The sequence below is a fragment of the Variovorax sp. ISS6 genome (assembly GCF_056523145.1).
This window is the reverse complement of sequence record NZ_JAWRZC010000002.1, coordinates 1,307,900-1,330,897: the sequence shown is the minus strand read 5'-3', so window position 1 is coordinate 1,330,897 and position 22,998 is coordinate 1,307,900. Positions and strand designations below refer to the sequence as shown.

General features: G+C 69.7%; 22 protein-coding genes. 13 read left to right on the top strand and 9 right to left on the bottom strand.

Annotated elements, in window-relative coordinates:
• Nucleotides 1–158: 158 nt before the first annotated feature.
• Together AC1HIL_RS37885 and AC1HIL_RS37880 are read right to left on the bottom strand one after the other, a co-directional pair.
• Nucleotides 159–299 carry a hypothetical protein gene (locus AC1HIL_RS37885; protein WP_261206432.1) on the bottom strand — a complete coding sequence of 47 codons (141 nt, stop codon included), beginning with the start codon at nt 297–299 and terminating at the stop codon, nt 159–161.
• A gap of 2 nt (nt 300–301) precedes the next feature.
• The gene (locus AC1HIL_RS37880) at nt 302–823 is read right to left on the bottom strand and encodes a helix-turn-helix domain-containing protein (RefSeq protein ID WP_479668617.1); all 522 of its coding nucleotides are present in this window, start codon (nt 821–823) and stop codon (nt 302–304) included.
• Nucleotides 824–920: 97 nt separating this feature from the next.
• Here AC1HIL_RS37880 and AC1HIL_RS37875 point away from each other — a divergent pair, with 97 nt between their 5' ends.
• The 6 genes from AC1HIL_RS37875 (at nt 921) to AC1HIL_RS37850 (ending at nt 6,528) form a co-directional block, all read left to right on the top strand.
• Nucleotides 921–1,904 carry a Bug family tripartite tricarboxylate transporter substrate binding protein gene (locus AC1HIL_RS37875; protein WP_479668618.1) on the top strand — a complete coding sequence of 328 codons (984 nt, stop codon included), beginning with the start codon at nt 921–923 and terminating at the stop codon, nt 1,902–1,904.
• Between the two features lie 5 nt (nt 1,905–1,909).
• Entirely contained in the window at nt 1,910–2,560 is a 651-nt protein-coding gene (locus tag AC1HIL_RS37870; RefSeq protein ID WP_479668619.1) for a glutathione S-transferase family protein, read from the top strand.
• Nucleotides 2,561–2,577: 17 nt separating this feature from the next.
• Nucleotides 2,578–3,372, top strand: coding sequence for an aldolase (locus tag AC1HIL_RS37865; protein ID WP_057591087.1), 795 nt, complete (start codon nt 2,578–2,580; stop codon nt 3,370–3,372).
• A gap of 15 nt (nt 3,373–3,387) precedes the next feature.
• Nucleotides 3,388–4,080: a glutamine amidotransferase gene (locus AC1HIL_RS37860; RefSeq protein WP_413764866.1), complete on the top strand. Its 693-nt coding sequence runs from the start codon at nt 3,388–3,390 to the stop codon at nt 4,078–4,080.
• Complete coding sequence (locus AC1HIL_RS37855) at nt 4,077–4,787, top strand: MOSC domain-containing protein (RefSeq protein ID WP_413764867.1); 711 nt, start codon at nt 4,077–4,079, stop codon at nt 4,785–4,787. Before AC1HIL_RS37860 ends, AC1HIL_RS37855 begins: the two co-directional genes overlap by 4 nt.
• 100 nt (nt 4,788–4,887) lie before the next feature.
• Nucleotides 4,888–6,528: a hypothetical protein gene (locus AC1HIL_RS37850; RefSeq protein ID WP_479668620.1), complete on the top strand. Its 1,641-nt coding sequence runs from the start codon at nt 4,888–4,890 to the stop codon at nt 6,526–6,528.
• A gap of 9 nt (nt 6,529–6,537) precedes the next feature.
• Here the strand turns inward: AC1HIL_RS37850 and AC1HIL_RS37845 are convergent, their stop codons facing one another.
• Nucleotides 6,538–8,211 (bottom strand): tannase/feruloyl esterase family alpha/beta hydrolase, encoded by a 1,674-nt coding sequence (locus AC1HIL_RS37845; protein WP_479668621.1) that lies wholly within the window; start codon nt 8,209–8,211, stop codon nt 6,538–6,540.
• Between the two features lie 259 nt (nt 8,212–8,470).
• Entirely contained in the window at nt 8,471–9,118 is a 648-nt protein-coding gene (locus AC1HIL_RS37840) for a TetR/AcrR family transcriptional regulator (RefSeq protein WP_479668622.1), read from the bottom strand.
• A 206-nt stretch (nt 9,119–9,324) separates the two neighbouring features.
• On the opposite strand from AC1HIL_RS37840, the gene AC1HIL_RS37835 reads away from it, so the two are divergent.
• Genes AC1HIL_RS37835 through AC1HIL_RS37810 form a run of 6 tightly spaced genes read left to right on the top strand, consistent with a single transcriptional unit; the run spans nt 9,325 to nt 15,892 of the window.
• Nucleotides 9,325–10,791 carry an ABC transporter substrate-binding protein gene (locus AC1HIL_RS37835; protein WP_479668623.1) on the top strand — a complete coding sequence of 489 codons (1,467 nt, stop codon included), beginning with the start codon at nt 9,325–9,327 and terminating at the stop codon, nt 10,789–10,791.
• Nucleotides 10,792–10,796: 5 nt separating this feature from the next.
• A complete protein-coding gene (locus AC1HIL_RS37830) occupies nt 10,797–11,762 on the top strand; it encodes an ABC transporter permease (protein ID WP_479668624.1) in 966 nt (321 codons plus the stop codon).
• 11 nt (nt 11,763–11,773) lie between these two features.
• A complete protein-coding gene (locus tag AC1HIL_RS37825; RefSeq protein ID WP_479668625.1) occupies nt 11,774–12,970 on the top strand; it encodes a M20 aminoacylase family protein in 1,197 nt (398 codons plus the stop codon).
• A complete protein-coding gene (locus AC1HIL_RS37820; protein WP_479668626.1) occupies nt 12,967–13,878 on the top strand; it encodes an ABC transporter permease in 912 nt (303 codons plus the stop codon). Before AC1HIL_RS37825 ends, AC1HIL_RS37820 begins: the two co-directional genes overlap by 4 nt.
• A 20-nt stretch (nt 13,879–13,898) precedes the next feature.
• Nucleotides 13,899–14,903 (top strand): ABC transporter ATP-binding protein, encoded by a 1,005-nt coding sequence (locus AC1HIL_RS37815; RefSeq protein WP_479668627.1) that lies wholly within the window; start codon nt 13,899–13,901, stop codon nt 14,901–14,903.
• The gene (locus AC1HIL_RS37810; protein ID WP_479668628.1) at nt 14,900–15,892 is read left to right on the top strand and encodes an ABC transporter ATP-binding protein; all 993 of its coding nucleotides are present in this window, start codon (nt 14,900–14,902) and stop codon (nt 15,890–15,892) included. The genes AC1HIL_RS37815 and AC1HIL_RS37810 overlap by 4 nt, the downstream gene beginning before the upstream one ends.
• A 13-nt stretch (nt 15,893–15,905) precedes the next feature.
• On the opposite strand, the gene AC1HIL_RS37805 is transcribed toward AC1HIL_RS37810, so the two are convergent.
• Genes AC1HIL_RS37805 through AC1HIL_RS37795 form a run of 3 tightly spaced genes read right to left on the bottom strand, consistent with a single transcriptional unit; the run spans nt 15,906 to nt 20,041 of the window.
• Nucleotides 15,906–17,855 (bottom strand): AMP-binding protein, encoded by a 1,950-nt coding sequence (locus AC1HIL_RS37805; RefSeq protein WP_479668629.1) that lies wholly within the window; start codon nt 17,853–17,855, stop codon nt 15,906–15,908.
• Between the two features lie 24 nt (nt 17,856–17,879).
• Entirely contained in the window at nt 17,880–18,692 is an 813-nt protein-coding gene (locus AC1HIL_RS37800) for an enoyl-CoA hydratase-related protein (protein ID WP_057597094.1), read from the bottom strand.
• A 2-nt stretch (nt 18,693–18,694) separates the two neighbouring features.
• Nucleotides 18,695–20,041 carry an aminotransferase class III-fold pyridoxal phosphate-dependent enzyme gene (locus AC1HIL_RS37795; RefSeq protein ID WP_057597089.1) on the bottom strand — a complete coding sequence of 449 codons (1,347 nt, stop codon included), beginning with the start codon at nt 20,039–20,041 and terminating at the stop codon, nt 18,695–18,697.
• Nucleotides 20,042–20,217: 176 nt separating this feature from the next.
• Here AC1HIL_RS37795 and gcvA point away from each other — a divergent pair, with 176 nt between their 5' ends.
• Entirely contained in the window at nt 20,218–21,162 is a 945-nt protein-coding gene (gene gcvA, locus AC1HIL_RS37790) for a transcriptional regulator GcvA (protein ID WP_479668630.1), read from the top strand.
• A gap of 23 nt (nt 21,163–21,185) precedes the next feature.
• Here the strand turns inward: gcvA and AC1HIL_RS37785 are convergent, their stop codons facing one another.
• Both AC1HIL_RS37785 and AC1HIL_RS37780 read right to left on the bottom strand, forming a co-directional pair.
• Nucleotides 21,186–22,463: a TRAP transporter large permease subunit gene (locus AC1HIL_RS37785; RefSeq protein WP_057597086.1), complete on the bottom strand. Its 1,278-nt coding sequence runs from the start codon at nt 22,461–22,463 to the stop codon at nt 21,186–21,188.
• Between the two features lie 28 nt (nt 22,464–22,491).
• Nucleotides 22,492–22,995, bottom strand: a complete 504-nt coding sequence (locus AC1HIL_RS37780; RefSeq protein ID WP_057597085.1) for a TRAP transporter small permease — start codon at nt 22,993–22,995, stop codon at nt 22,492–22,494.
• Between the last annotated feature and the right edge of the window lie 3 nt (nt 22,996–22,998).

The window sequence follows — 22,998 nt, the reverse complement described above, 5'->3', positions numbered from 1 at the left end:
TCCTCGTCCCGCGTGTGCCTGCGGGACGCATCTTAGGTGCGGGAACAAGCGCGCCGATGACGCAGCGATCCCATTCCGACGGAATTTCGCCGCGGCGTTGCGTCCAACGCACGCCTCATCCAAGCGGGGGATATCCGGCGGGTGCGCGACTCCGGCGTTCAGTCGACGTGGTCGTAGCGCTCGACCTGGCAGGCCTCGGTCCCCGGCTGCGTCGCGCACACCGAGTACGCATGCGGCGGCGCGCTCGCGCAGCCGGCGAGCAGCAACGCGACGAACGCCAGGAGAAGCTTCGCCCGCACGCTCATTCCGCCTGCGCGATCACCAGCAGCACCGACGCCGGCGTCTTGCCCACCGAGGTGATCTTGTGCGGGATGCCCGCGTTGAAATGCGCGGTGTCACCGGCCGCCAGGGTTTCCGTGCGGCTCGCGAGCTGCAGCGTGATGCGGCCCTTGAGCACATGGAGGATCTCCTCGCCCTCGTGATGGCTCATCGGGTGGTTGCGCACCGGCTCGTCGGTAGGGTGCAGCACGAAGGCCACCATGCGATGGCCCGGCAGCGAGCCCGACACCAGCCGCGCCGCGCCGCCCACGGCCGCCGGCTGCTGGCGATGGATGACCACCGGGTCCTCCTCGGACGACTCGGCGAACAGCTCCTCGACCTGCACGCCCAGCGCCTTCGACAGCTTGAGCGCCGCGCCCACCGAGGGCGTGGACACGCCGCGCTCGAGCTTGGACACGTAGCTCTTGGTCAACCCGGTGGCCTGCGCCAACCCCTCCAGCGTGAGCCCCGACTGGACCCGCAGCAACTTCAACTTGATGGACATGACTTTTCTTTATGACACTTGTGTCCTAAAATAAATTTGTTTCTGGATCCCGATCGCCCACGCAACGCGGCCCGATCTCGCCGCACAGGAGTATGGTATGTCCGCACGTTCGCCGTTCCGCCGCTGGATCGCCCCTGTCCTCGCCCTGACGCTGGCCTGCATCGGCGCGGCGGCCCAGGCCCAGCCCTACCCCGCCAAGCCGATCCGGCTCGTGATCCCGTTCGGCGCCGGCGGCATCACCGACATGGCCGGCCGGCTCATCGGCCAGGCGCTCGGCGAGGAACTCAAGCAGCAGGTGGTGATCGACAACCGCCCCGGCGCGGGCGGCTCGATCGCGGCGCAGGCCGTGGCGCAGGCGCAGCCCGATGGCTACACGCTGCTGCTCGGCACGGTGGGCACGCAGGTGGTCAACAAGATGATCTATGCGCGGCTCGGCTACGACCCGGCGGCGCTCACGCCCGTTTCGCTGGTGAGCAACTCGCCCTATGTGCTCGCGGTCGCCGGTCTCGACGGCGTGAAGGACCTGCCCGCGCTGGCCGCTTACGCGAAAAGCAAGCCCGGCACGCTGAACTTCGGCTCGGCCGGCAACGGCAGCTCGCCGCACCTCGGGCTCGAACTGTTCAAGCTCGCGACCCACAGCGACATCCTCCACGTGCCGTTCAAGAGCGGCGCCGAGGCGGTGAACGCCGCGCTCGGCGGCCAGGTCCAGATCGTGATCGATGCGATTCCCGTGATCCAGCCGCAGGCCAGGGCCGGCAAGCTGCGCATGCTCGCGATCGCCGCCGACCATCGCAACCCCGCCGTGCCCGACCTGCCCACCAGCAAGGAACAGGGCCTGGGCGAATTCCAGATCGGCTCGTGGAATGCGCTGCTGGCGCCGCCCGGCACGCCATCGGCGCAGGTCGCGCTGCTCGACGAGGCACTGGCGCGCGCGCTCAAGCGCCCTGCCCTGGTGGCGCGCCTGGCCGAGATGGGCATCGAGCCGCTGCCCACGGGCGCCGCCGCCTACGGCAAGCACCTGCGCGCCGAGACCGAGAAGTGGACCCGCGTGGTGCGCGCCGCGGGCACCAAGGTCGATTGATGGTCATGAAGCTGCACGACACCCTGCGCTCGGGCAATGCCTGGAAGGTGCGGCTGATGGCCGGCCTGCTCGGCATGCCGCTCGAGCGGCACACGCGCTCGATCGACCGCGGCGACCTGCGCCGGCCCGACTTCCTCGCGATCGCGCCGCTCGCGCAGGTGCCGGTGCTCGAGCTCGACGACGGCCACTGCATCGCCGAATCGATGGCGATCCTTCATTTCCTCGCGCAGGGCTCGCCGTGGTGGCCCGCCGAACGGCTCGCGCAGGCGCGCGTGCTGACCTGGCTTTCCTTCGAGCAGGAGCGCCACATGAAGCCGCTCGCGAAGCTGCGCCTGCACCTGGCGCTGCACCGCGACGGCGATCCCGAGAGCGCCGAATTCCGCGCCCACCGGCACGAGGCCCTGGCCGCGCTCGCGCTGCTCGAAGCACGGCTCGAACGGCAAGGCCCCGACGGCTGGGTCGCCACCGACAGGCACCCGAGCATCGCCGACGTGGCGCTGTACCCTTACACGCGGCTCGCGCCCATGGGCGGCATCGCGCTGCAGGACTTCGCGGCGATCCGCGCCTGGCTCGCGCGCATCGAAGGCCTCGACGGCTACCAGCCTCTTTTTCCCGGACATCCCGAGAAGAACTTCTCGACCAGCGAAACCCCCTAGGAGACCGACCCATGGCATTGCAAGACACCTTCGAGCTCGCGAAAGAAGAGCTCATCGCCCAATCCCACGTGCAGATGGACCAGCACTTCAGCGAGAGCCGCTACACGCACCGCCAGAAGCTCGCGCTGACCTGCCGCATCCTGTTCGACAACGGACACGACTCGGGCCTCGCGGGCCAGATCACCGCGCGCACCGGCACGCCGGGCCAGTACCTCACGCAGCGGCTGGGCCTGGGCTTCGACGAGATCGCCGAGGACAACTTGCTGACCGTCGACGAGGACCTCAACGTGCTCGACGGGGCCGGCATGCCCAATCCCGCGAACCGCTTCCACTCGTGGGTGTACCGCGCGCGGCCCGACGTGAACTGCATCATCCACACCCATGCGCTGCATGCCTCGGCGCTCGGCATGCTCGAGCAGCCGCTGCAGATCAGCCACATGGACAACTGCGTGCTCTACGACGACGTGGCCTTCGTCGGCGAATGGCCCGGCGTGCCCGTGGGCAACGAGGAGGGCGAGTTCATCTCGGCCGCGCTGGGCAGCAAGCGCGCGCTGCTGCTGTCGCACCACGGCCTGCTGGTGGCGGCCACGAGCATCGAGGAGGCCTGCGTGCTGTCGATCGCCTTCGAACGCGCCGCGAAGATGCACCTGCTGGCCGCCTCCGCCGGCACCATCCGGCCGATCGACCATCGCCTCGCGACCGAGGCCCACGACTGGATCCTGCGGCCGCGCCGCAACACGGTGGCCTTCGAGTACTACGCGCGCCGTTCGCTCAAGGATCCGCGCAACGCGGACTGCCTGCGCGCGGCCTGACAGGAGCCTCCCGCCATGCGATGCATCGCGCTGCAGCACCTGGCCTTCGAGGACCTCGGCCTGTTCGCGCCGGTCCTGCGGGAGGCCGGCTGGGAGATCGAACACCGGCAGGCCGGCGTCGCGCCGCTGCGCCCCGACGAATGGCAGGACGCCGACCTCGTCGTCGTGCTCGGCGGCCCCATCGCCGCCTACGACACCGCCCTCTATCCCTTCCTGCACGACGAGATCGCGGGCCTGCGTTCGCGCCTCGCGCTGCGCCGGCCCACGCTGGGCCTGTGCCTTGGCGCGCAACTGATGGCCGGCGCGCTCGGCGCGCGCGTGTACCCGTCGGGCCACAAGGAGATCGGCTGGGCACCGGTCGACCTGAGCGCGGCCGGCCAGGCATCCTGCCTCGCGCCGCTGGCCGGCGTGCCGGTGCTGCACTGGCATGGCGACACCTTCGAGCTGCCCGAGGGGGCCGAGCTGCTCGCGAGCACGCCGCTCACGCCGCACCAGGCCTTCAGCCATGGCCGCCACGCGCTCGCCTTGCAGTTCCATCCCGAGGCCGATCCCGCGCGCATCGAACCCTGGCTCATCGGCCATGCTTGCGAGCTCGCGCAGGCCGGCATCGATGTTCCGGCCCTGCGCGCCCAAAGCGCGGCACAGGGCAACGCGCCGCAAGCCAGCGCCTCGGCGATGCTGCGCGCCTGGCTGGACCAGCTCGCATGACGCTGGCGCCGGTGCGCATCGACGCATTGCTCGTCGGTCCCATCGCGCCGCTGCCCGATGGCCGCACACCCAGCGGCATCGTCAAGTCGCCTAGCGACGATGCGCTGTGGCTCTCGGCCACCGGCCTCGCGGGCGACGCGCAGGCCGACCTGCGCATCCACGGCGGCCCCGAGAAGGCGGTGCACCACTATCCGCGCGAGCACTACGGCGCCTGGGCCGCATGGAGCCGCCGCCACGACCTGCTGGCCGCGCCCGGCGCCTTCGGCGAGAACCTCTCGACCGTGGGCTGGGACGAAGCCAGCGTCTGCATCGGCGACGTGCTGCGGCTCGGCGAGGCGCTGGTGCAGGTGTCGCAGGGCCGCCAGCCCTGCTGGAAGCTCGACCTGCGCTTCGGCGAACGGGGCATGGCGCGCGAGATGCAGGACAGCGGCCGCACCGGCTGGTACTACCGCGTGCTGCGGCCCGGCGCGGTGCAACGCGGCGCAGCGATCATGCTGGTCGAGCGGCCGCATCCCGAGTGGCCGCTGTCGCGCCTGATCGCCTTGCTGTTCGCGCGAGACGAACGCCATGCGCCCGAATGGGAACGCGCGGCCGAACTGCCGACGCTCGCCGAACGCTGGCGCGCCACTTTCCGGCGCCGCGCGGCCTCGCGGCAGGTCGAGGACTGGACGCCGCGCCTGTGCGTGCCGGACGCCGACCCGGCCTGATGCAAGGCGGGAATACCCGCAGCCCATGGACAGCCGACTGACAGCGCCGTCCGCGAACATGCGGGATCGACCGCGGGAGCCACCCGCGCACAGGAGACACATGCCCTTCCCGACCTTCCGGCCGGCCGCCGCCGCCATCGCCGCGTGCATCGCCCTGGCCGCCTGCACCACCGCCCCCACCTCCTCCACTTCATCCCCGCCCGTCGCGCGCGCCGTGCCGCCCACCGACTGCAAGGCCTGGGTCGGCACCGACCGCAACGCCGAGCTGCCCGGCTACACCTTGCGCCAGGCCGACGGCACCTCGCGCTGCGTGCCCCTGCTGCTCACGGCGGCCCACGCGCCCGCCGGCTACGCGGGCGACTTTCATGTGCAGGAGTTCACCGACGCCAAGCTCAAGGAACGCTGGGCCGCGTGCAAGAGCGACGCGGCCTGCTTCAAGCGCATCAACGACCAGATGCAGCGCTGGTTGCCGCCGAACAAGGAGCGCGCGACGCGCGTCACCGGCATGGTCGACCCGGTCGGCAAGATCGATTCGGACGGGCAGGTGAACCTGCGCGACATCCGCAAGCCGGGCTTCTTCGCGAAGGCGCCCTATAACGAAGCCGTGGCCGAGGCGAACAACCGCACGCACGTGGTGGAGTTCACCGTGCCGCGCGATCCGCTCGAGCGCCTCAAGCTCGGCATGCAGGGCGACATCAAGCTGCGCGGCTGGTACGTGGAAGGCGCGGGCGTCGACGACGGACGCGGCGGCCGCAAGCGCGCGCTGGTGATCATGAGCCCGGGCGGCGGCGGCCAGCTCACGGCCATCGACCATCCCGACGAGGTGACGGTGCGCGTCGATCCCACCACGCGCCGCGCGACGTCCGTGCGCTTCCCCAACGCGACCACCGAAGGCCCCGGCATGCGCTTCTGGCGCGACCACCTGCATGCGCTGAACCGCGCGGGCTTCGACGTGCTGGCTTACGACCGGCGTGGCGAAGGCCTGTCGGGCGGCTTCAGCGACACCAACACGCTCGAGCAGAGCGAGGACATCTTCCGCGTGCTCGAGCAGATGGACAGCGGCCGCGGCCTGCGCGTGCTGATGGCCTCGGGCCAGGAGTTCGAGGGCGCGCCGGCGGCCGGCAAGCTGATGGCCGGCATGAAGTCGCGCGAGATCCCGCTGCTGCTGCTGGGCTACTCGCGCGGCTCGATGACCACCGGCTGGGCCATGACCAAGAACTACGCCGGTGGCTGCAGCTACGACATGCCGACCGTGCGGTGCAGCGCGCCCAAGGGCTACGCCAACATCAAGGGCGCGATCCTCTACGCCTCGTTCGTGAGCGGCGCGGGCTACCTGCCCGAGGCGCCGGACCTCGCGGACCGCAACCTCTTCCTCGGCGGCATGGCGGCCGACAACTACGTCGCCTTCTATCCCAACTCGGCGGTGCTCGCGAACATGCCGAAGTGGCCCGCCGTGTTCTTCGCCAAGGGCCTGTGGGACCGCGCCGAAAGCCTCGAGGGCACGGTCGCGGCCTACGACCGCGTGCGCGGGCTCAAGGACATCGTCGTCTCGCGCGGCCCGCACTCGATGGAGACCTGGCCGAAGCAGGAACTCGACCGCGTGCGCGGCCGCATGGTCGCATTCGCGACGGCCGCCGTGCAGGGCCGCACCGCGCTGCCGCAGGCTCAGCAATGGACCGACCTCAAGGGCCTCGTCGCGACCACGCCGGACGTGTGGGAGATGTCGTCGAAGCCGCGCTAGGAGCACCGGCTAGCTCGTGGCGCAGCGATAGCTGGACGCGGCGTTCAATTCGCCGGAGCCGTTGTACTTCGGCCAGCTCGGGTAGATGCAAAGCGGCCGGGTGCGACCGGCCGTCGCGGGGTTCGCATCGGTCGCCATGAGCTCTCCCGGCGCCTTGCCGCGCTCCACCCAGGCCTCCAGTGCGTCCAGCACCGGCACGCCGCCGGTCGCATTGAAGTGCCCGGTGCCGTGGCCGTATCCCGGCACCTGATAGAAGCGCAGGAACGCGTCGACCTGGGGCCGGCCCAGCTTCAGCAGCAGCGCGTTGTAGTAGTCGACCGAGCCCTGGAAGGGGATCAGCGGATCGGAGGTGCCGTGCACCAGCAGCCATTTGCCGCCACGCGCGACGAAGGGCTCGATGCTCGTGCTCGTGGCGTCCATGACCTCGGACAGTTCCTGAATGCGTGGCAGGTAGCTTCCCGGTGACGCACCATCGAGGCCGATCGACAGACCCAGAGGATCCATCAACACCGCATTGCGGATGAAGGCGTCGGGCAACGCCCCCAGGCTGCCCAGCACCAGCGGATTCGGCGGAACCGGAAAGGTCGCGGTCGCCCCGAGCACCGAGGCGTAGTCCGTGGACGGCAGGAAGCCGGGATTGCTGGTCGCGCCGTTCTTGAACGCGTAGGAGAACGCGGTGCGCGATTGCAGCGTGTCGACCGTCCTGATCTGGGCATCGGACAGGCAGTCGTCTCCCGTATCCGCCCCGCCCTTGCAGCGCAGGTTCTGCGGCTTGAACGTGCATGCGGCGACGTTGCCGACAATGCCGTCGACGGCGCCATCGAGCGCATCGCAGGCCGCGAGTTCGGCCGTGCGCAGCGCCTGCAGCTTCTTCGGGTTGAGGAAGCCAACACCGCCATCGCCCCACAACGCACGCGTGGCAACCTGGATGGTCATCATCTGCGGCATGTAGGCATAGGCCGGAAAGTACGTGACCACGCCGTCGTAGTCGGAAGGCCATTTCTGCATCACCTGCATGCCTTCGTGGCCGCCCTTCGATCCGCCCATGAAATAGGTCCTGGCCGGTGCCTTCCCGTAGCGCAGGCCGATCAGCTTCATCGCCACGTCGCGCGTCTTCTTCAAGGCGTCGCCGGCGTAGTTCCGGAGCATTTCGTCGTTCGATGCAAAGGCCGTATAGAAAGGGTCGGTGGGAGGTGCCTGATGTCCCGAGTCGCCGGCGAAAGTGGCGTATCCGCGCTGCAGCGGACTCGCGCCCGATGTCAGCGGCGTGGCCACGAGATCCGGGACCACGCCGTCGAATCCGCCGCCACCGAAGTGCATCGCGTTGCCGTTCCAGTTCGTGGGAAGCACGAGGGCGAACATGATGTCCTGCGCCCCTTCGGAGACGGGAGCGATGCGGCCCTTGAGCATGCAATGCTCGCCCGTCTGCCCCGCGCTCGGCACGAGGGCCGCTTCGGTGACCGTTGCGCCCTGGGTCGGCAGTCCGATCGCGGCACTGTCCACCTTGGCACCCCGCAGTGCCGCGCATGCCGTGCCTGCCGAAGGCGGCGGTGGCGGCTGCGGCGTGGCGAGCGCCGACGGATCGATCTGGATGGCGCCGCCGCCTCCTCCACCGCCGCCACACGCTTGAAGAAGCAGGACAGCCAGCAATGGTAAGACGCGTCTTTTCTTGAATCCCCGCATGGATCTTTGTCTCCGTTGAAGTTTTGGATGCGACCCTGGACCTCGTCGCAACCGGTGCCTCTCACTTGCAAGGCAGTTGCGAAAAGTCCGCGGATGCTACGGGGCGTTTTCGCGTCTAGCGATTGCGAAAGACCGCATCCGCATGGCAAAAACAATCATGTGGCGCGCGGTGCAAGCCGACGAGATCGGCGCACGGAGGTGCCGCCCTGCGCATGAGCGGCAACTTCGCCTCGCGAGGCGATGAAGAACACGGAGGCTGCTAGGCCCCTCGCGCAGCCTTGCCCGCGGCTTTGGGCACGAACAGCATCTGCTCGACCTGCGCGAGCAACCGCGCCGCGAAATCGGCATCGAGCTCGGCATGCTCGAACAGCAGGCGATACCAGACCGGCCCGAACAGCAGGTCGAGCACGATGTCGTGGTCGACATCGGCCGCGATCTCGCCGCGCTCCTGCGCCTTGCGCAGCAGGCGCAGGCCCGATTCGCGCCGCGGCAACACCACCTTGTCGCGCAGCAAGGTGGCGGTGGCCTGGTCGTACTGCGCCTCCGCGACGAGCGAACTGAGGATCGTGCGCCATTCACGGTCCTGCACGCGCTCCACCGTCGACACCAGGTAGCGGCGCAATTCGCTCTTGAGCGAGGCCGCGTCCTCCACGATGGCCGTGTCGGGCAGACCCTCCATGTAGAGCTCGATCAGCAGCGCTCCCTTGTTCGGCCAGCGGCGGTAGATCGAGGTCTTCGAGACGCCGGCCAGCGCCGCGACCTGCTCCATCGCGAAACGCGCATAGCCGTGCACGCGCAGCACCTCGCGGGCCGCTTCGAGGATGGCGTCGTGCGTCTGCTGCCGGCGGCGCCGGGCGCGCGGTCCCTGCTCCACGGGCTCGGAACTCTCGGCGGGGGTGTCCTTCATGGTCATGACGCGATTCTGACATTCCGATGCCTGTTGACATACGGTACGTACCGTTCTAAAGTTTTAGATACGGTGCGTACCGTTTACTGGAGACAATCATGCCGCCTCGGGCCCTTCGCCGCTTCGCCGGCCTTCTCGCCCTCGTGCTTTGCTGTTCCGCGCACGCCGTTGCGTTCAAGTGGGCGTCGCAGGACGACGCCGCGACCATGGACCCGGATGCCTTCAACCACGGGCCGACCATGACCGTGCTGGGCCACATCTACGAGGGACTGGTGCGGCGCGACCGCGAGCAGCGCATCGAGCCCGCGCTCGCGCAGTCGTGGACCCAGCCGGCACCGACCGTCTGGCGCTTCCGCCTGCGCGAAGGCGTGCGCTTCCACGACGGCAGCCTGCTGACCGCCGAGGACGTGGTGTTCTCGCTCAAGCGCGCGATGACGCCCGAATCGGACATGAAGGTGTTCGCCGCCTCGATCGCCGACGTGAAGGCGGTGGACGCCACGACCGTCGATGTCGTCACCGAATTCCCCAACGCGGCGCTGCTGCAGTCGCTGCCCGAGCTCAAAGTGATGTCCAAGGCATGGGCCGAGAAGAACGGCGCGCTGCGCCCGGCCGACATGCGGCAGAAGAGCGAGAACTTCGCGACCCGCAACACCAACGGCACCGGCCCCTTCAAGCTCTCGGTGCGCGAACCCGACGTGCGCACGGTGCTGGTGGCGCACACGGGCTGGTGGGACAAGCCCGGCACCAACATCACCGAGGCGACGATGGTGAAGATCTCGTCGGCGGCCACCCGCGTGGCGGCGCTGCTGTCGGGCGAGCTCGACTTCGCCTACCCGATCCCGCTGCAGGACATTCCGCGCGTCGAGGCCTCGACCGGCTACAAGGTGCTGCAGGGGCCCGAGATCCGCAACCTGTTCCTCTCGATGGACCAGGCCAGCCCCGAACTGCGCTACGCGAGCGTCAAGGGCAGGAATCCCTTCGCCGATCGCCGCGTGCGGCTGGCGATCTACCAGGCGATCGACATCGAGGCGATCGGCAAGCGCATCCTGCGCGACTCGGCGGTGCCCACGGGCATCCTCGTGCCGCGCGGCGTGAACTCGGTCGACGCCGCCATGGTGGCGCGACCCTTTCCCTACGACCTCGCGGCCGCGAAGAAGCTGCTCGCCGAGGCCGGCTATCCGACGGGCTTCGAAGTCACGCTCGACTGCACCAACGACCGCTACGTCAACGACGAGCAGGTCTGCACCGCGATCGCCGGCATGCTCTCGCGCATCGGCGTGAAGGTGGCGGTCAACGCATTGCCGGGCGCGCGCTTCTTCACCAAGGTGGGCGCGGGCGACTCGAGCTTCAATTTCTTCGGCTACACGCCCGTCAACCTCGACGCCTACAACACCCTCAACGTGATGATGGCGACGCGCGACGGCAAGGCCGGCCAGTGGAACGTCGGGCGCTACAGCAATCCCGAGGTCGACCGGCTGATCGGCCAGGTGCTGACCGAGATGGACCCGCAGGCGCGCACGCGGCTGGTCACGCAGGCGATGACCCTGCACCGCAACGACGTGGGCCACATCCCGCTCTACCAGCAGGGCCTGGCCTGGGGCATGCGCAAGAACGTCGAGGCGGCGCTGCAGAGCGACAACCGCGTCAACCTGCGCTTCATCAGCGTCCGGTAGGCCCGATGCTCGCGTTCTTCATCCGCCGGCTGCTGGCGGCCGTCGGGGTGCTGGCCACCGTCGCGTTCATCGCCTTCGGGCTGTTCAAGCACGTGGGCGACCCGGTCACGCAGATGCTGGGGCCCGATGCGAGCGATGCCGACCGCGCGCGCGTGCGCCAGGAGCTGCGGCTGGATGACCCCTTCGTGCTGCAGTTCGCGCGCTTCTCGGCGCGGCTCGCGCAAGGCGATCTCGGCGTGTCGCTGCGCCAGGGCAGGCCGGTGCGCGAACTGCTGGCCGAGCGCCTGCCGGCCACGCTCGAGCTCAGCCTGGTCGCCGCCGTGGTCTCGGTGGTGGCCGGCCTGTTCCTGGGCGTCGCGTGCGCGGTGCGCCCGCGGAGCTGGTTCGCGCGCAGCACCATGGCGCTGTCGCTGGTGGGCGCCTCGCTGCCCACCTTCCTGATCGGCATCCTGCTGATCCTGGTCTTTTCCGTCACGCTCGGCCTCCTGCCTTCCTACGGCCGCGGCGAGGTGGTGGCCATCGGCTGGTGGAAGAGCGGGCTGCTCACGCGCGACGGCTGGCTGCACCTCGCGATGCCGGCCGTCACGCTCGCGCTGTTCCAGCTCGCCCTGATCGTGCGGCTCGCGCGCGCCGAGATGATGGAGGTGCTGCGCGCCGACTACATCCGCTTCGCCCGCGCGCGCGGCATCCGCGAGCGCGCGATCCTCTACCGCCATGCGCTGCGCAATGCGCTGGTGCCGGTCGTGACGATCGTGGGGCTGCAGCTGGGCGCGGTCATCGCCTTCGCCGTGGTCACCGAAACCGTCTTCCAGTGGCCCGGCCTCGGCGCCCTGTTCGTCGATGCGATCGGCTTCGCCGACACGCCCGTCATCGCCGCGTACCTGTGCTTCGTCGCGGCCATGTACGTGTGCATCAACCTGGTCGTGGACATCCTCTATGTCGCGATCGATCCCCGTCTCGAGACAGCCTGAAAGCGGCCCGCATGAATCCCACGCCTCCCATGGCGCGCACCGTCGAAGCGGTGCGCGCGTTCCACGACGACCTGGCCCGGCTGCGGCAGGACCTCCACGCGCATCCCGAGCTCGGCTTCGAGGAGGAACGCACCGCCGCGCGCATCGCCGCCTTCCTGCAGGCGCTCGGCATCGAGGTGCACCGCCACGTGGGCCGCACCGGCGTGGTCGGCGTGCTGCACGGCCGTTCCACGGCTAGCGGGCGCAGCATCGGCCTGCGTGCCGACATGGACGCACTGCCGATCCAGGAACTCGGCGATCCGGCCTACCGCTCGTGCATCCCCGGCCGCATGCACGGCTGCGGGCACGACGGGCACTGCGCGATCCTGCTGGGCGCCGCGAAGTACCTGGCGCAGACCCGCGACTTCGACGGCACCGTCTACTTCTTCTTCCAGCCGGGCGAGGAAGGACATGCCGGCGCGCGCGAGATGATCCGCGACGGCCTGTTCGAGCGCTTCCCCGCGCAGCAGGTGTTCGCGCTGCACAACTGGCCCTCGCTGCCCGCGGGCACCATCGCGCTGAACCCCGGGCCGATGATGGCGGCGATCGACCGCTTCTCGATCCGCGTGCAGGGTCGCGGCGGGCACGGCGCCCATCCGCAGCAGGCCATCGATCCGATCCTCGTGGCCTCCGGGATCGTCTCGGCGGTGCACACCATCGTGAGCCGCAACGTCAATCCGGTCGATGCGGCGGTCATCAGCTTCCAGTCCTTCCAGTCCGGCGCGCCCGAGGCCCTGTCGGTCATTCCGGACCACGCGCAGCTGTACGGCATGGTCAAGTGGTTCAAGCCCCAGGTGCAGGCCGTGCTGCGCGAACGCCTGATCGAGACCGCGCAGCGCGTGGCACTGGCCTTCGGCGCCCAAGCCGAGGTGCACTACGAGGAGCTCTACCCACCGACCGTCAACCACCCCGAGGCGGCCGAAGCGCTCGCGCGCGTCGCATGCCGGGTGGTCGGCGAGGCCCACGTGGTCCGCGACATGGAGCCCAGCATGGGATCGGAGGATTTCGCCTTCATGCTGCAGCAGCGGCCGGGCGCCTACTTCCGGCTCGGCCAGGGCATGACCGACGGCCGCTTCCTGCATCACCCGCGCTACGACTTCAACGACGCCACCATTCCGGTCGGCAGCGGCGTGTTCGCGGCACTCGCCGAGGACCTGCTCGCGCCATGAAACAGCTCTGGACCCGATGGCTCGACAGCGATGTCGGCCACAGCTTTCGCAGCTCGCCGGTCGCCATGGCGGCGGCGGTGGTCGCACTCGGCTGCCTGCTGGCAGCCGTCTTCGCGGGCTGGGTGTCGCCGCACGATCCCTTCGACCTGACCCGGCTCGAGCTGCTCGATGCGCGGCTGCCGCCGGCATGGGCGCCGGAAGGCAGTGCCAACTACCCGCTGGGCACCGACGACCAGGGACGCGACATGCTGTCGGCCGTGATCCATGGCCTGCGCATCTCGCTGGTCGTGGGCCTGGCCTCGGTCGCGGCCTCCGCCGTGGTCGGCGTCGCGCTCGGATTGCTGGCCGGCTTCGCGGGCGGCTGGGTCGACGCGCTGCTCATGCGCGTGTGCGACGTCATGCTGTCGTTCCCGCCGATCCTCACCGCGCTGCTGATCGCCGGGGTGGCGCGCTCGCTGCTGCCGAACGCGCACGCCTCGGTGGCCTTCGCCGTGCTGGTGCTCGCGATCTCGCTGAGCGGCTGGGTGCAATACGCGCGCACCGTGCGCGGCGCCACCCTGTCCGAGCGCCACAAGGAATACGTGCAGGCCGCGCAGGTCACGGGCGTCGCGCCCTTTCGCATCATGCGGCGCCATGTGCTGCCCAACGTGCTCGGGCCGGTGCTGGTGCTCGCAACCATCCAGGTCTCGACCGCCATCGTGACCGAGGCGACCCTGTCCTTCCTCGGCGTCGGCGCGCCGCCCACCTCGCCCTCGCTCGGCACCTTGATCCGCGTGGGCAACAACTACCTGTTCTCGGGAGAATGGTGGATCGCGCTCTTCCCCGGCCTGATGCTGATCGCGGTCGCGCTCAGCGTGAATCTGCTGGGCGACTGGCTGCGCGATGCGCTCAACCCGAGGCTGCGATGAGCACGCCAGGAACGGACTCCATGAACATCCTCGACGTCGAAGACCTGGTGGTCGAATTTCCCGGGCGCCGCGGCACCCTGCGCGCGCTCGACGCGGTCAGCTTCTCCATCGCACCGGGCGAGATTCTCGGCGTGGTCGGCGAGTCGGGCGCCGGCAAGTCGCTGACGGGCGCCTCGATCATCGGCCTGCTCGAACCGCCCGGACGCATCGCGGGCGGCCGCATACGGCTGCAGGGCGAGCGCATCGACCAGCTCGATCACGAGGCCATGCGCGACATCCGCGGCCGCCGCATCGGCTCGATCTTCCAGGACCCGCTGACCTCGCTCAATCCGCTGTTCACCGTCGGCCAGCAACTGACCGAGGCCATCCGCACCCATCTGCGGCTCGATGCCCGGCAGGCCCGTGCCCGCGCGATCGCGCTGCTCGACGAGACCGGCATCCCGGCCGCGGCACAGCGCATCGATCACTTCCCGCACCAGTTCTCGGGCGGCATGCGCCAGCGCGTGGTGATCGCGCTCGCGCTGGCGGCCGAGCCCGTGCTGATCGTGGCCGACGAACCGACCACCGCGCTCGACGTGTCGGTGCAGGCGCAGATCGTCGCGCTGCTGCAGCGCATCTGCCGCGAGCGCGGCGCCGCCGTGATGCTGATCACCCACGACATGGGCGTGATCGCCGAGGCCTGCGACCGCGTGGCCGTGCTCTATGCCGGCCGCGTGGCAGAGATCGGGCCGGTGCACGACGTGGTGCGGCACGCCGCCCATCCCTACGCAGCCGGACTGATGGCCTCGATTCCCGACATGGACTCGTCGCCCGACCGGCTCGCGCAGATCGACGGCGCGATGCCGCGCCTGAACCGGATTCCTCCCGGCTGCGCCTTCCATCCGCGCTGCGGCCAGGCCTTCGCGCGCTGCACGCAGGAGCGGCCCGAACTGATCGCCGCGGGCGCGACGCATGCCGCTTGCTGGCTGCATGCGCGCACCAAGGCAAGCCCTCTCCTCCCCCACCCTTCCCTCGCCCTCCCATGACAGCCCTCGTCCAAGCCCACGACCTCGCGCGCACCTTCGACGTTTCGCCGCCCTGGCTCAACCGCGTGCTCGAGCGCAAGCCGCGCGTGCTGCTGCATGCGGTCGACGGCGTGAGCTTCTCGATCGAGCGCGGCAAGACGCTCGCGCTGGTCGGCGAGTCGGGCTGCGGCAAGAGCACGGTCGCGCGCCTGCTCGTGGGCCTGTACGCGCCCACGCGCGGTGGGCTGCAGTTCGACGGCCAGGACGCGCACGCGGCCTTCAAGACCGCCGAGGGCCGCAAGCTGCGCCGCCGCATCCAGATGATCTTCCAGGACCCCTACGCGAGCCTCAACCCGCGCTGGATCGTCGAGGACATCATCGGCGAGCCGCTGCGCGAACACGGCATCTTGAGCGACAAGGCCCAGCTGCGCGAGCGCGTGGGCCAACTGCTGCAGTCGGTGGGCCTGTCGCCGCTGGACATGAGCAAGTACCCGCACCAGTTCTCGGGCGGCCAGCGACAACGCATCTCGATCGCGCGCGCGCTGGCCACGCAGCCGGAGTTCCTGGTCTGCGACGAGCCCACCTCGGCGCTGGACGTGAGCGTGCAGGCGCAGGTGCTCAACATCATGAAGGACCTGCAGCGCGAGCAGGGCCTGACCTACCTGTTCATCTCGCACAACCTCGCGGTGGTGCGCCACGTGGCCGACCAGGTGGGCGTGATGTACCTGGGGCGGCTGGTGGAGGTGGCGGACAAGCAGAAGCTGTTTTCGACGCCGCAGCATCCGTACACGCGCATGCTGCTCGACGCGATCCCGCAGATGAAGCACACGGGGCGCGCGCGCACGCCGGTGCAGGGCGAGGTGCCGAATCCGCTCAATCCGCCCGCGGGCTGCGCCTTCCATCCGCGCTGCCCGCATGCCAATGCGCGCTGCTCGGCCGAGCGGCCGAAGCTCCAGAGCATCCGTGGCGTGCAGGTGGCCTGCCATGCGGTGGAAGAGGGCCGTGCCTGAACGGCCCCCGCCCTCAGGGCGCGCCGGCGAGCCGCCGGATCGCCTCGACCGCGCCGGGATTCTCGAGCGCCGAGAGATCGCCCGGCGGCTGTCCCGCGAGCACGCGGCGGATGACCCGGCGCATCGCCTTGCCATTGCGCGTACGCGGCAGGTCGTCGACGCAATGCACGGTCGCGGGCCGAAAGGGCTTGCCGAGAGCGGCTTCGATGGCAGCCGCCGCGCGCGCCGCCAGGTCGTCGCCGTCCGGGGCCCCATCCCCCGCCGCCTGCGGTACCAGCACCAGCACCAGCTTCTGTCCCTTCACCGGATCGGGCAGGCCGACCGCGGCGGCGTCCTTCAGCGGGAGCGCGGCCAGCAGCACGGCCTCGACCTCGGCCGGCCCGAGCCGCTTGCCCGCGATCTTGAGCGTGTCGTCCGAGCGGCCGAGCACGAAGAAGTGGCCTTCGCCATCCTCGTAGACCAGGTCGCCATGCACCCAGCGGCCCGGCACCGCCTGCCAGTAGGCCTCGAGGTAGCGTGCATCGTCGCGCCAGAAGCCCTGCGTCATGCCCACGAAGGGCTGCGCGATCGTCAGTTCGCCGGGCACCCCGACCACCCGCGCGCCGGTGTCGTCGGCCGCGAAGGCCTGCACGCCCGGCGAGGCGCTGTTGAAGCCCGAGGCCTTGATCGGCCGCACCGGCACGTTGGCGAGGATGGCGCCCGACGCCTCCGTCCCGCCCGTGTAGTTGATGAGCGGCAGCGCGCCGCGACCGAAGCGGCGGAAGAACCACTCGAAATGCTCGGGGTCGAGCACCTCGCCGGCCGCCATCAGCATGCGCAGGCTGCGCAGGTCACCTCGCGTGGCCGCGTCCGCCTGCGCCGCCAGGCTGCGGATCAGGGTGGGCGAGGCGCCGAAATGCGTCACGCCATGCCGCTCGATCATCGACGCGAAGCGCGACCAGTCGGGGAAGTCGGGCGCCCCGTCGTAGCACAGCAGCGTGGCGCCGGCGATCAGCGCGCCGATGACCGTGATCGGCCCGACGATCCAGCCCATGTCCGAAGGCCAGCACCAGGTGTCGCCGGCCCGCAGCTCGAAATGGAAGGCGCTGTCGTGCGCGATCTTGAGCGGGAAGCCGCCATGCACATGCACCGTGCCCTTGGGTGCGCCCGTGGTGCCCGAGGTGAAAACGATCATGAAGGGATCGTTGGGATCCATCGAGACGAAGTCCGCGACCGGCTCGGCGCAGGCGACCTCTTCCCATCGCCGAAGCTCGCGGCGGCCCTCGATGGCGTCGCCGTCGCCGAGCACCACCACCTGCGCCAGCAGTGGCAGGCGCCCCAGCGCCTCGTTGACGGCCGCAGCCGCCGACACCCGGCGGCCGCGCCGCATGAAAGCCTCGGCCGCGATCAGCATGCGCGCCTGCGCGAGCTCGAGCCGCGAGACGATGGCCTCGGCACCGAAGCCGGTGAACAACGGCACGCACACGGCCCCCAGCGCGGCGATAGCGAGAAAGGCGATGGCCGCTTCCGCACCCATCGGCAGCATCAGCCCGATGCGGTCGCCGGGCGCGATGCCCATCGCGCGCAGGCCACCGGCGAAGCGGCGCACGCGCAGCGCGAGTTCGGCGTGGCTGATCCTTTCGACGCGACCGTCCTCGGCCTCCGCGATCAGCGCGGGCTGCGTCGCGCGCTCGGGATCGCAGGACCAGCGCAATGCGCTGCGCACCCAGTTCAGCCGGCCGCCGTCGAACCAGCGCGGATGCGCGGCATCGGGTGCGTCGGTGCGAAAGCGCTGCCAGGGCGCATCCCAGACGATGTCGAGCTGCGCCAGCACGTGGCGCCAGTAGCTCGCCGGATCGTCCGCCGAGGCACGGTGCAGTTCGTCATAACCCGCCAGGCCCATGCGATGGGCGAGCGCGGTGAGTGGCGCCGAGGCGATGCGTTCGGCATCGGGCCGCCAGAGCGTGAGATCGGGGAATTCCATGCCTCGTCCTCCGTTCCTGCCGGCTCAGCCGCCGCGCCGGCGCGCGGCACGGAAATCGGGCTCGCGCTTCGCGAGAAAGGCTTCCACGCCTTCGCGCGATTCCGCCGTGCCGTAGTAGAGCGCCAGCGCCTCGAAGCCCAGGGCGCCGATGGCGCGGATGTTCTCGGAGTCCGCATTGAACGAGCGCTTCGCGATTGCGATGGCGGTCGGGCTCTTCGCGAGGATCTCGGCACACCAGCGCTCCACCTCCGCATCGAGTTCGTCGGGCGGAACGACGCGGTTGACCAGGCCCATGGCCAGCGCCTCGTCGGCGCCGTAGCGGCGACACAGAAACCACATCTCGCGCGCGCGCTTCTCGCCGGCCACGCGCGCGAGCAGCGCGGTGCCGAAGCCCGGATCGACCGAGCCCACCTTCGGTCCGACCTGGCCGAAGACCGCGTCGGTGCTCGCGATGGCGAGGTCGCACACCGTGACCAGCACGTTGCCGCCGCCGATCGCATAGCCCTGCACGCGCGCGATCACCGGCTTGGGGATGTCGCGGATCAGGCTTTGCAGCTCGTCCATCGGCAGGCCGATGGTGCCGCGCCCGCCATAGCCGCCTTGCCCTTCGCCATGGTCGGACTGGTCGCCTCCCGTGCAGAAGGCCTTGTCGCCGGCACCGGCGAGCACGACCGCGCCGATGTCGCGGCTCCACCCGGCGCGGCCGATCGCGTGCAGCAGCTCTTCCACCGTGCGGCCACGCAGCGCGTTGTAGCGCGCGGGGCGATCGATGGTGATGCGCGCGACGCCGTCCCTCTCTTCATAGCGGATGTCTTCGTAGTCTGCGTTCGAAACGATGCTCACAGCGCTGCCTCCACCACGGACAACGCGGCATCGAAGGCTTCCAGGCCCTGCGACAGTTCCTCGCGGGTGATCACGAACGGTGGCGACACCATCGCCACGTTGTAGCGGCCATAGGCATGGACACCGCGCTTCATCAGCTCGCCGTAGAACAGCTTCATCGGCGCCGAGCCCCCGGGATGGTGCCATTCCACCAGCGGCTCGCGCGTCTCGCGGTCCTTCACCAGTTCGAGGCCGAAATGCGCGCCGAGCCCGCGCACGTCGCCCACCACCGGGTGCCTGCGCTGCAGTTCGCCGAGCCCCTCGCGCAGCCAGCCCTCGATCTCGAGGGCACGCTCGAACAATCCCTCCTCCAGGTAGACCCGCAGCGCGGCGACGCCGCCCGCGACGGCCAGCACATGGCCCGCATGCGTGTGGCCCACGTCGAACAGCTCGGTGTCGAAGTGGCTCGCCACGCCTTCGCGCACCAGCACCCCGCCCAGCGGCGTGTACGAGGAGCTGGCGCCCTTGGCGAAGGACATGAGGTCGGGCAGCACGCCGAGCCGCGTCGCGGCGAAGGCGGCGCCGGTGCGGCCGAAGCCGGTCATCACCTCGTCGTAGACCAGCAGGATGCCGTGGCGGTCGCACAGCGCGCGCACGCCCTGCAGGTAGCCCTCGGGATAGATCACCATGCCGCTCGATCCCGTCATCGGCTCGAGCACGATGGCCGCGACGTTGTGCGCGCCCTCGTGCGACAGCACCTGCTCGAGATGCTGCAGCGCGCGCCGCGATTCCTCGGCCGGCTCGCGCGTGTGGAACGGACTGCGGTAAGGATAGGGAGTGAAGAACTTCACCATGCCCGGCAGGTTCGGCAGCGGGTCGCGCCAGCGGTCCACGCCCGTCAGCGCGCTGCCGCCGATGGTGCTGCCATGGTAGGAGCGGTAGGCGGTCAGCACCTTGGGCCGCCGCGTGACGAGGCGCGCGATCTTCACCGCATCGTCGTTGGCCTCGCCACCGCCGCTCGCGAAGTGCACGCGCAGCCCCTCGCTCCACGGCGAGATGCGGTTCAGCAACTCGGCGTATTCGGCGCGCACGTCGTTGAAGTAGCTCGAAGCCACCCAGCACAGCCGTTCGGCCTGCTGCTGGATCGCGCGCACCACCTTCGGATGCCCGTGGCCCAGCGGCACCGCCACGTAGCCGCTGGTCATGTCGAGATAGGCCTTGCCGTTCGTGTCGTGGAAATGGCAGCCCTTGGCATGCGTGATGACGGGCGGGTTGAGCCCGCCCTGTACCGACCACGACACCAGCACCTGCCGGTAGGCGGCGGGCAGGCTCGCGTTGGCCTGGCCATGGATCTGAAGGTCCATCGTCTGTCCTCTGTGTTGTTGCGTGAAGAAAAGTTGAAGCGGATCACTGCGATGAAGCATAGGAATGCAGGTCCACGCGGACAAACCAAAGCTTTGGGGCCTCAGCCGCAAAGCGATTCGCGCTCGCCATGTCCCGCCGATCGTTCTTCCCCACCCCTGAACCTGGAGAGATAGCCATGGCACGCCAGCTTCCACCCATGCTGTCGGTGCGCGTGTTCGAGGCCGCCGCGCGCCATGGCAGCTTCGCCAAGGCCGCGTCGGAACTCTTCGTCTCGGCCGGCGCGGTGGCCCATCAGGTGCGGCAGCTCGAGGACTGGCTCGGCCTGCCGCTGTTCCTGCGCACGCCCCGCTCGGTCGAACTCACCGACATCGGGCAGGCCTACCTGCGCGGCGTCGCGCCGCTGCTCGAGGAACTCGAGCGCGTATCGATGCGCTGGCGCCAGCATGCGGAAGGCGCCAGCGAAGTGACGGTGAGCGCCATGCCCTCGTTCGTGACGCGCTGGCTGATGCCGCGGCTCGGCGAGTTCCGCGCCGCGCATCCGGCGGTCGAGGTGCGCGTGCTCGCCGCGGTGGCCCCGGTGGACTTCGCGCGCGATCGCGTCGACGTGGCGATCCGGCTCGGCACCGGCCCCTATCCTGGAATGGAGGCGCAGCCGCTGCTGCACGAGGCCTTCTATCCCGTCGCGAGCCCGCGCTGGCTGGAACGGCATGGCATGCCCGCGTCGCCGCACGATCTGCTGGGCAGCGTGCTGTTGCACGACGAGTTCGAACCGCGCATTCCCGAGCAGATCAGCTGGGAAGCGTGGTTCGCGGCCCACGGCGTGGCACCCGGTGCATCGCTGCGGCCAGCGCCCGCCTTGCGCTTCTCGCACAGCTATCTCGCGCTCGATGCCGCGGCCACGGGGCAGGGCGTGGCGCTCGCTTCCGACGTTCTGGCGCGCGATGCGCTGCAGCGCGGCGAACTGGCACGGGCCTGGCCCGACGATCTGGCCGGCCCGTACCGCTACCACCTGCTGTGCCAGCGCGGCGCGGGCGACCGGCCCGCGGTCGCGGCGTTCACGCAATGGCTTCGCTCGGCGGCCGATGCTTTCGCGGGCATCGTGCCGCTGGCCAGGCCCTGAGCCATGGCCTGTCGCTCACCTTGTCAGCGCAGCCAGCTTGCCGGCACGGTGATGAGCTGCGGGAACAGCACGAACAGGAACATCAGCGCGGTGAGCGACAGCAGGAAGGGCCACACGCCCCGGATCACCTGGTCGAGGCTCACGCGCGAAGTACCCGCCACCACGTTGAGCACGGTGCCCACCGGCGGCGTGAGCAGGCCGATGGCATTGTTCATGATGAACATCACGCCGAAGTACACGGGGTCGATGCCGGCCTTGTGGATCACGGGCATCAGGATCGGCGTCATGATCAGCACGGTGGGCATCAGGTCGAGCGCGGTGCCCACGATGATCACCAGCACCATGATCACGAACATCAAGAGGATCTTGTTGTCGACGAAGGGCTCGAGCAGTTCGCTCACCTGGGCCGGGATGTTGGCGATGGTGATGAGCCAGGCCGACACCAGCGCCGAGGCCACGAGGAACAGAACGGTGCTCGAGGTCTTGGCGGCGCTGAGCACCAGCTCGGGCAGGCGCGGCATCTCGAGCTCGCGGTAGACGAAGCGGCCCACCACGAAGGCATAGACCACCGCCACCACGGCGGCCTCGGTGGGCGTGAACACGCCGAACTTCATGCCACCGATGATCACCAGCGGCAGCACCAGCGCCCACACGCCGTCGAGCAGCGCGCGGCCCAGGCCGCCCGCGCTGAAGCTGCGCACCGCGACGTTCTTCTCCTTCTTCGCGCACAACCACCAGGTGGCGGTGAGCGTGAGCGCCATCATGATCCCGGGGAACAGGCCGGCGAGGAACAGCTTGGTGATCGATATCTGCGCCACCACGCCGAACACCACGATGGCGATCGAGGGCGGGATCACGGGCGCGATGATGCCGCCGGCGGCGATCAGGCCGGCCGCGCGCGGCACGTCGTAGCCGGCCTTGCGCATCATCGGTATCAAGAGCGCCGCGACCGCGGCGGTGTCGGCCACGGCGGAGCCCGAGATGCTCGCGACCACGGTGGCAGCGATGATCGCCACGTAGCCCAGGCCGCCGCGCACGTGGCCGACCAGCGCGTCGGCCACCTTGACGATGCGCGCCGACAGGCCGCCCGCGTTCATCAGCTCGCCCGCCAGCATGAAGAAGGGCACCGCCATCAGCGGATAGTTGTTGACGCCCTCGAGCATGTTCTGCGCGAGGATCTGGGTGTCGAAGTTGCCCAGGTGCACCATCAGCGCGACGCCGCAGACGAGCAGCGCGAAGGCGATGGGCATGCCGAAGGCCATGGCCCCGAGCAGCGAGGCGATGAAGACGAAGATGGTCATGGATGTCCCGTGTTCTTTTAGTTCGCGCTCACTCGCCCGCGCTGCCGGTGTCGTTGACCAGTTCCTCGCGCGCCATGCGGCCCGTGCAGAGGCGCCACAGCGAGCCGACCAGCATCAGCGCCATGCCCACGCTGCTGACCAGCAGGCAGGCATAGACCAGGCCGATCGGCACGCCGGTGACCGGTGCGCGGTCGTCCATGCCGATCACCACCAGCTTCCAGCTGCCGTGCGCGAGCAGCAGGCAGCAGGCCAGCGCGCCGAGGTCGGCCACGCCTCGACAGAAGCGCTGGCCGCGCTCGCCGAGCCGCGCGACGACGGTCGACATGCCCAGGTGCGCGTTGTCCTTCATCACCAGCAGCGCGCCGACCAGCGTGAGCCACATGAAGACGAAGCGCGAGGCTTCCTCCGAGAACACGATGCCGGAGTTGAAGGCGTAGCGCAGCACGACGTTGCCGAACACGAGCGCGACCATCACGGCCATCATCGCGATCATCAACACGTTGGCGCCGCGCTCGAAGAGGCGGGAAAGCATGGG

What these genes read in the sequence shown, in the direction of transcription:
- AC1HIL_RS37815 (WP_479668627.1), top strand. Translation starts at nt 13,899, where the DNA reads ATGAACATCCTCGACGTCGAAGACCTGGTGGTCGAATTTCCCGGGCGC.
- AC1HIL_RS37805 (WP_479668629.1), bottom strand. Translation starts at nt 17,855, where the DNA reads ATGGAATTCCCCGATCTCACGCTCTGGCGGCCCGATGCCGAACGCATC.
- AC1HIL_RS37810 (WP_479668628.1), top strand. Translation starts at nt 14,900, where the DNA reads ATGACAGCCCTCGTCCAAGCCCACGACCTCGCGCGCACCTTCGACGTT.
- AC1HIL_RS37830 (WP_479668624.1), top strand. Translation starts at nt 10,797, where the DNA reads ATGCTCGCGTTCTTCATCCGCCGGCTGCTGGCGGCCGTCGGGGTGCTG.
- AC1HIL_RS37825 (WP_479668625.1), top strand. Translation starts at nt 11,774, where the DNA reads ATGAATCCCACGCCTCCCATGGCGCGCACCGTCGAAGCGGTGCGCGCG.
- AC1HIL_RS37870 (WP_479668619.1), top strand. Translation starts at nt 1,910, where the DNA reads ATGAAGCTGCACGACACCCTGCGCTCGGGCAATGCCTGGAAGGTGCGG.
- AC1HIL_RS37845 (WP_479668621.1), bottom strand. Translation starts at nt 8,211, where the DNA reads ATGCGGGGATTCAAGAAAAGACGCGTCTTACCATTGCTGGCTGTCCTG.
- gcvA (WP_479668630.1), top strand. Translation starts at nt 20,218, where the DNA reads ATGGCACGCCAGCTTCCACCCATGCTGTCGGTGCGCGTGTTCGAGGCC.
- AC1HIL_RS37795 (WP_057597089.1), bottom strand. Translation starts at nt 20,041, where the DNA reads ATGGACCTTCAGATCCATGGCCAGGCCAACGCGAGCCTGCCCGCCGCC.
- AC1HIL_RS37780 (WP_057597085.1), bottom strand. Translation starts at nt 22,995, where the DNA reads ATGCTTTCCCGCCTCTTCGAGCGCGGCGCCAACGTGTTGATGATCGCG.
- AC1HIL_RS37785 (WP_057597086.1), bottom strand. Translation starts at nt 22,463, where the DNA reads ATGACCATCTTCGTCTTCATCGCCTCGCTGCTCGGGGCCATGGCCTTC.
- AC1HIL_RS37835 (WP_479668623.1), top strand. Translation starts at nt 9,325, where the DNA reads ATGGACCCGGATGCCTTCAACCACGGGCCGACCATGACCGTGCTGGGC.
- AC1HIL_RS37875 (WP_479668618.1), top strand. Translation starts at nt 921, where the DNA reads ATGTCCGCACGTTCGCCGTTCCGCCGCTGGATCGCCCCTGTCCTCGCC.
- AC1HIL_RS37840 (WP_479668622.1), bottom strand. Translation starts at nt 9,118, where the DNA reads ATGAAGGACACCCCCGCCGAGAGTTCCGAGCCCGTGGAGCAGGGACCG.
- AC1HIL_RS37860 (WP_413764866.1), top strand. Translation starts at nt 3,388, where the DNA reads ATGCGATGCATCGCGCTGCAGCACCTGGCCTTCGAGGACCTCGGCCTG.
- AC1HIL_RS37880 (WP_479668617.1), bottom strand. Translation starts at nt 823, where the DNA reads ATGTCCATCAAGTTGAAGTTGCTGCGGGTCCAGTCGGGGCTCACGCTG.
- AC1HIL_RS37855 (WP_413764867.1), top strand. Translation starts at nt 4,077, where the DNA reads ATGACGCTGGCGCCGGTGCGCATCGACGCATTGCTCGTCGGTCCCATC.
- AC1HIL_RS37850 (WP_479668620.1), top strand. Translation starts at nt 4,888, where the DNA reads ATGCCCTTCCCGACCTTCCGGCCGGCCGCCGCCGCCATCGCCGCGTGC.
- AC1HIL_RS37820 (WP_479668626.1), top strand. Translation starts at nt 12,967, where the DNA reads ATGAAACAGCTCTGGACCCGATGGCTCGACAGCGATGTCGGCCACAGC.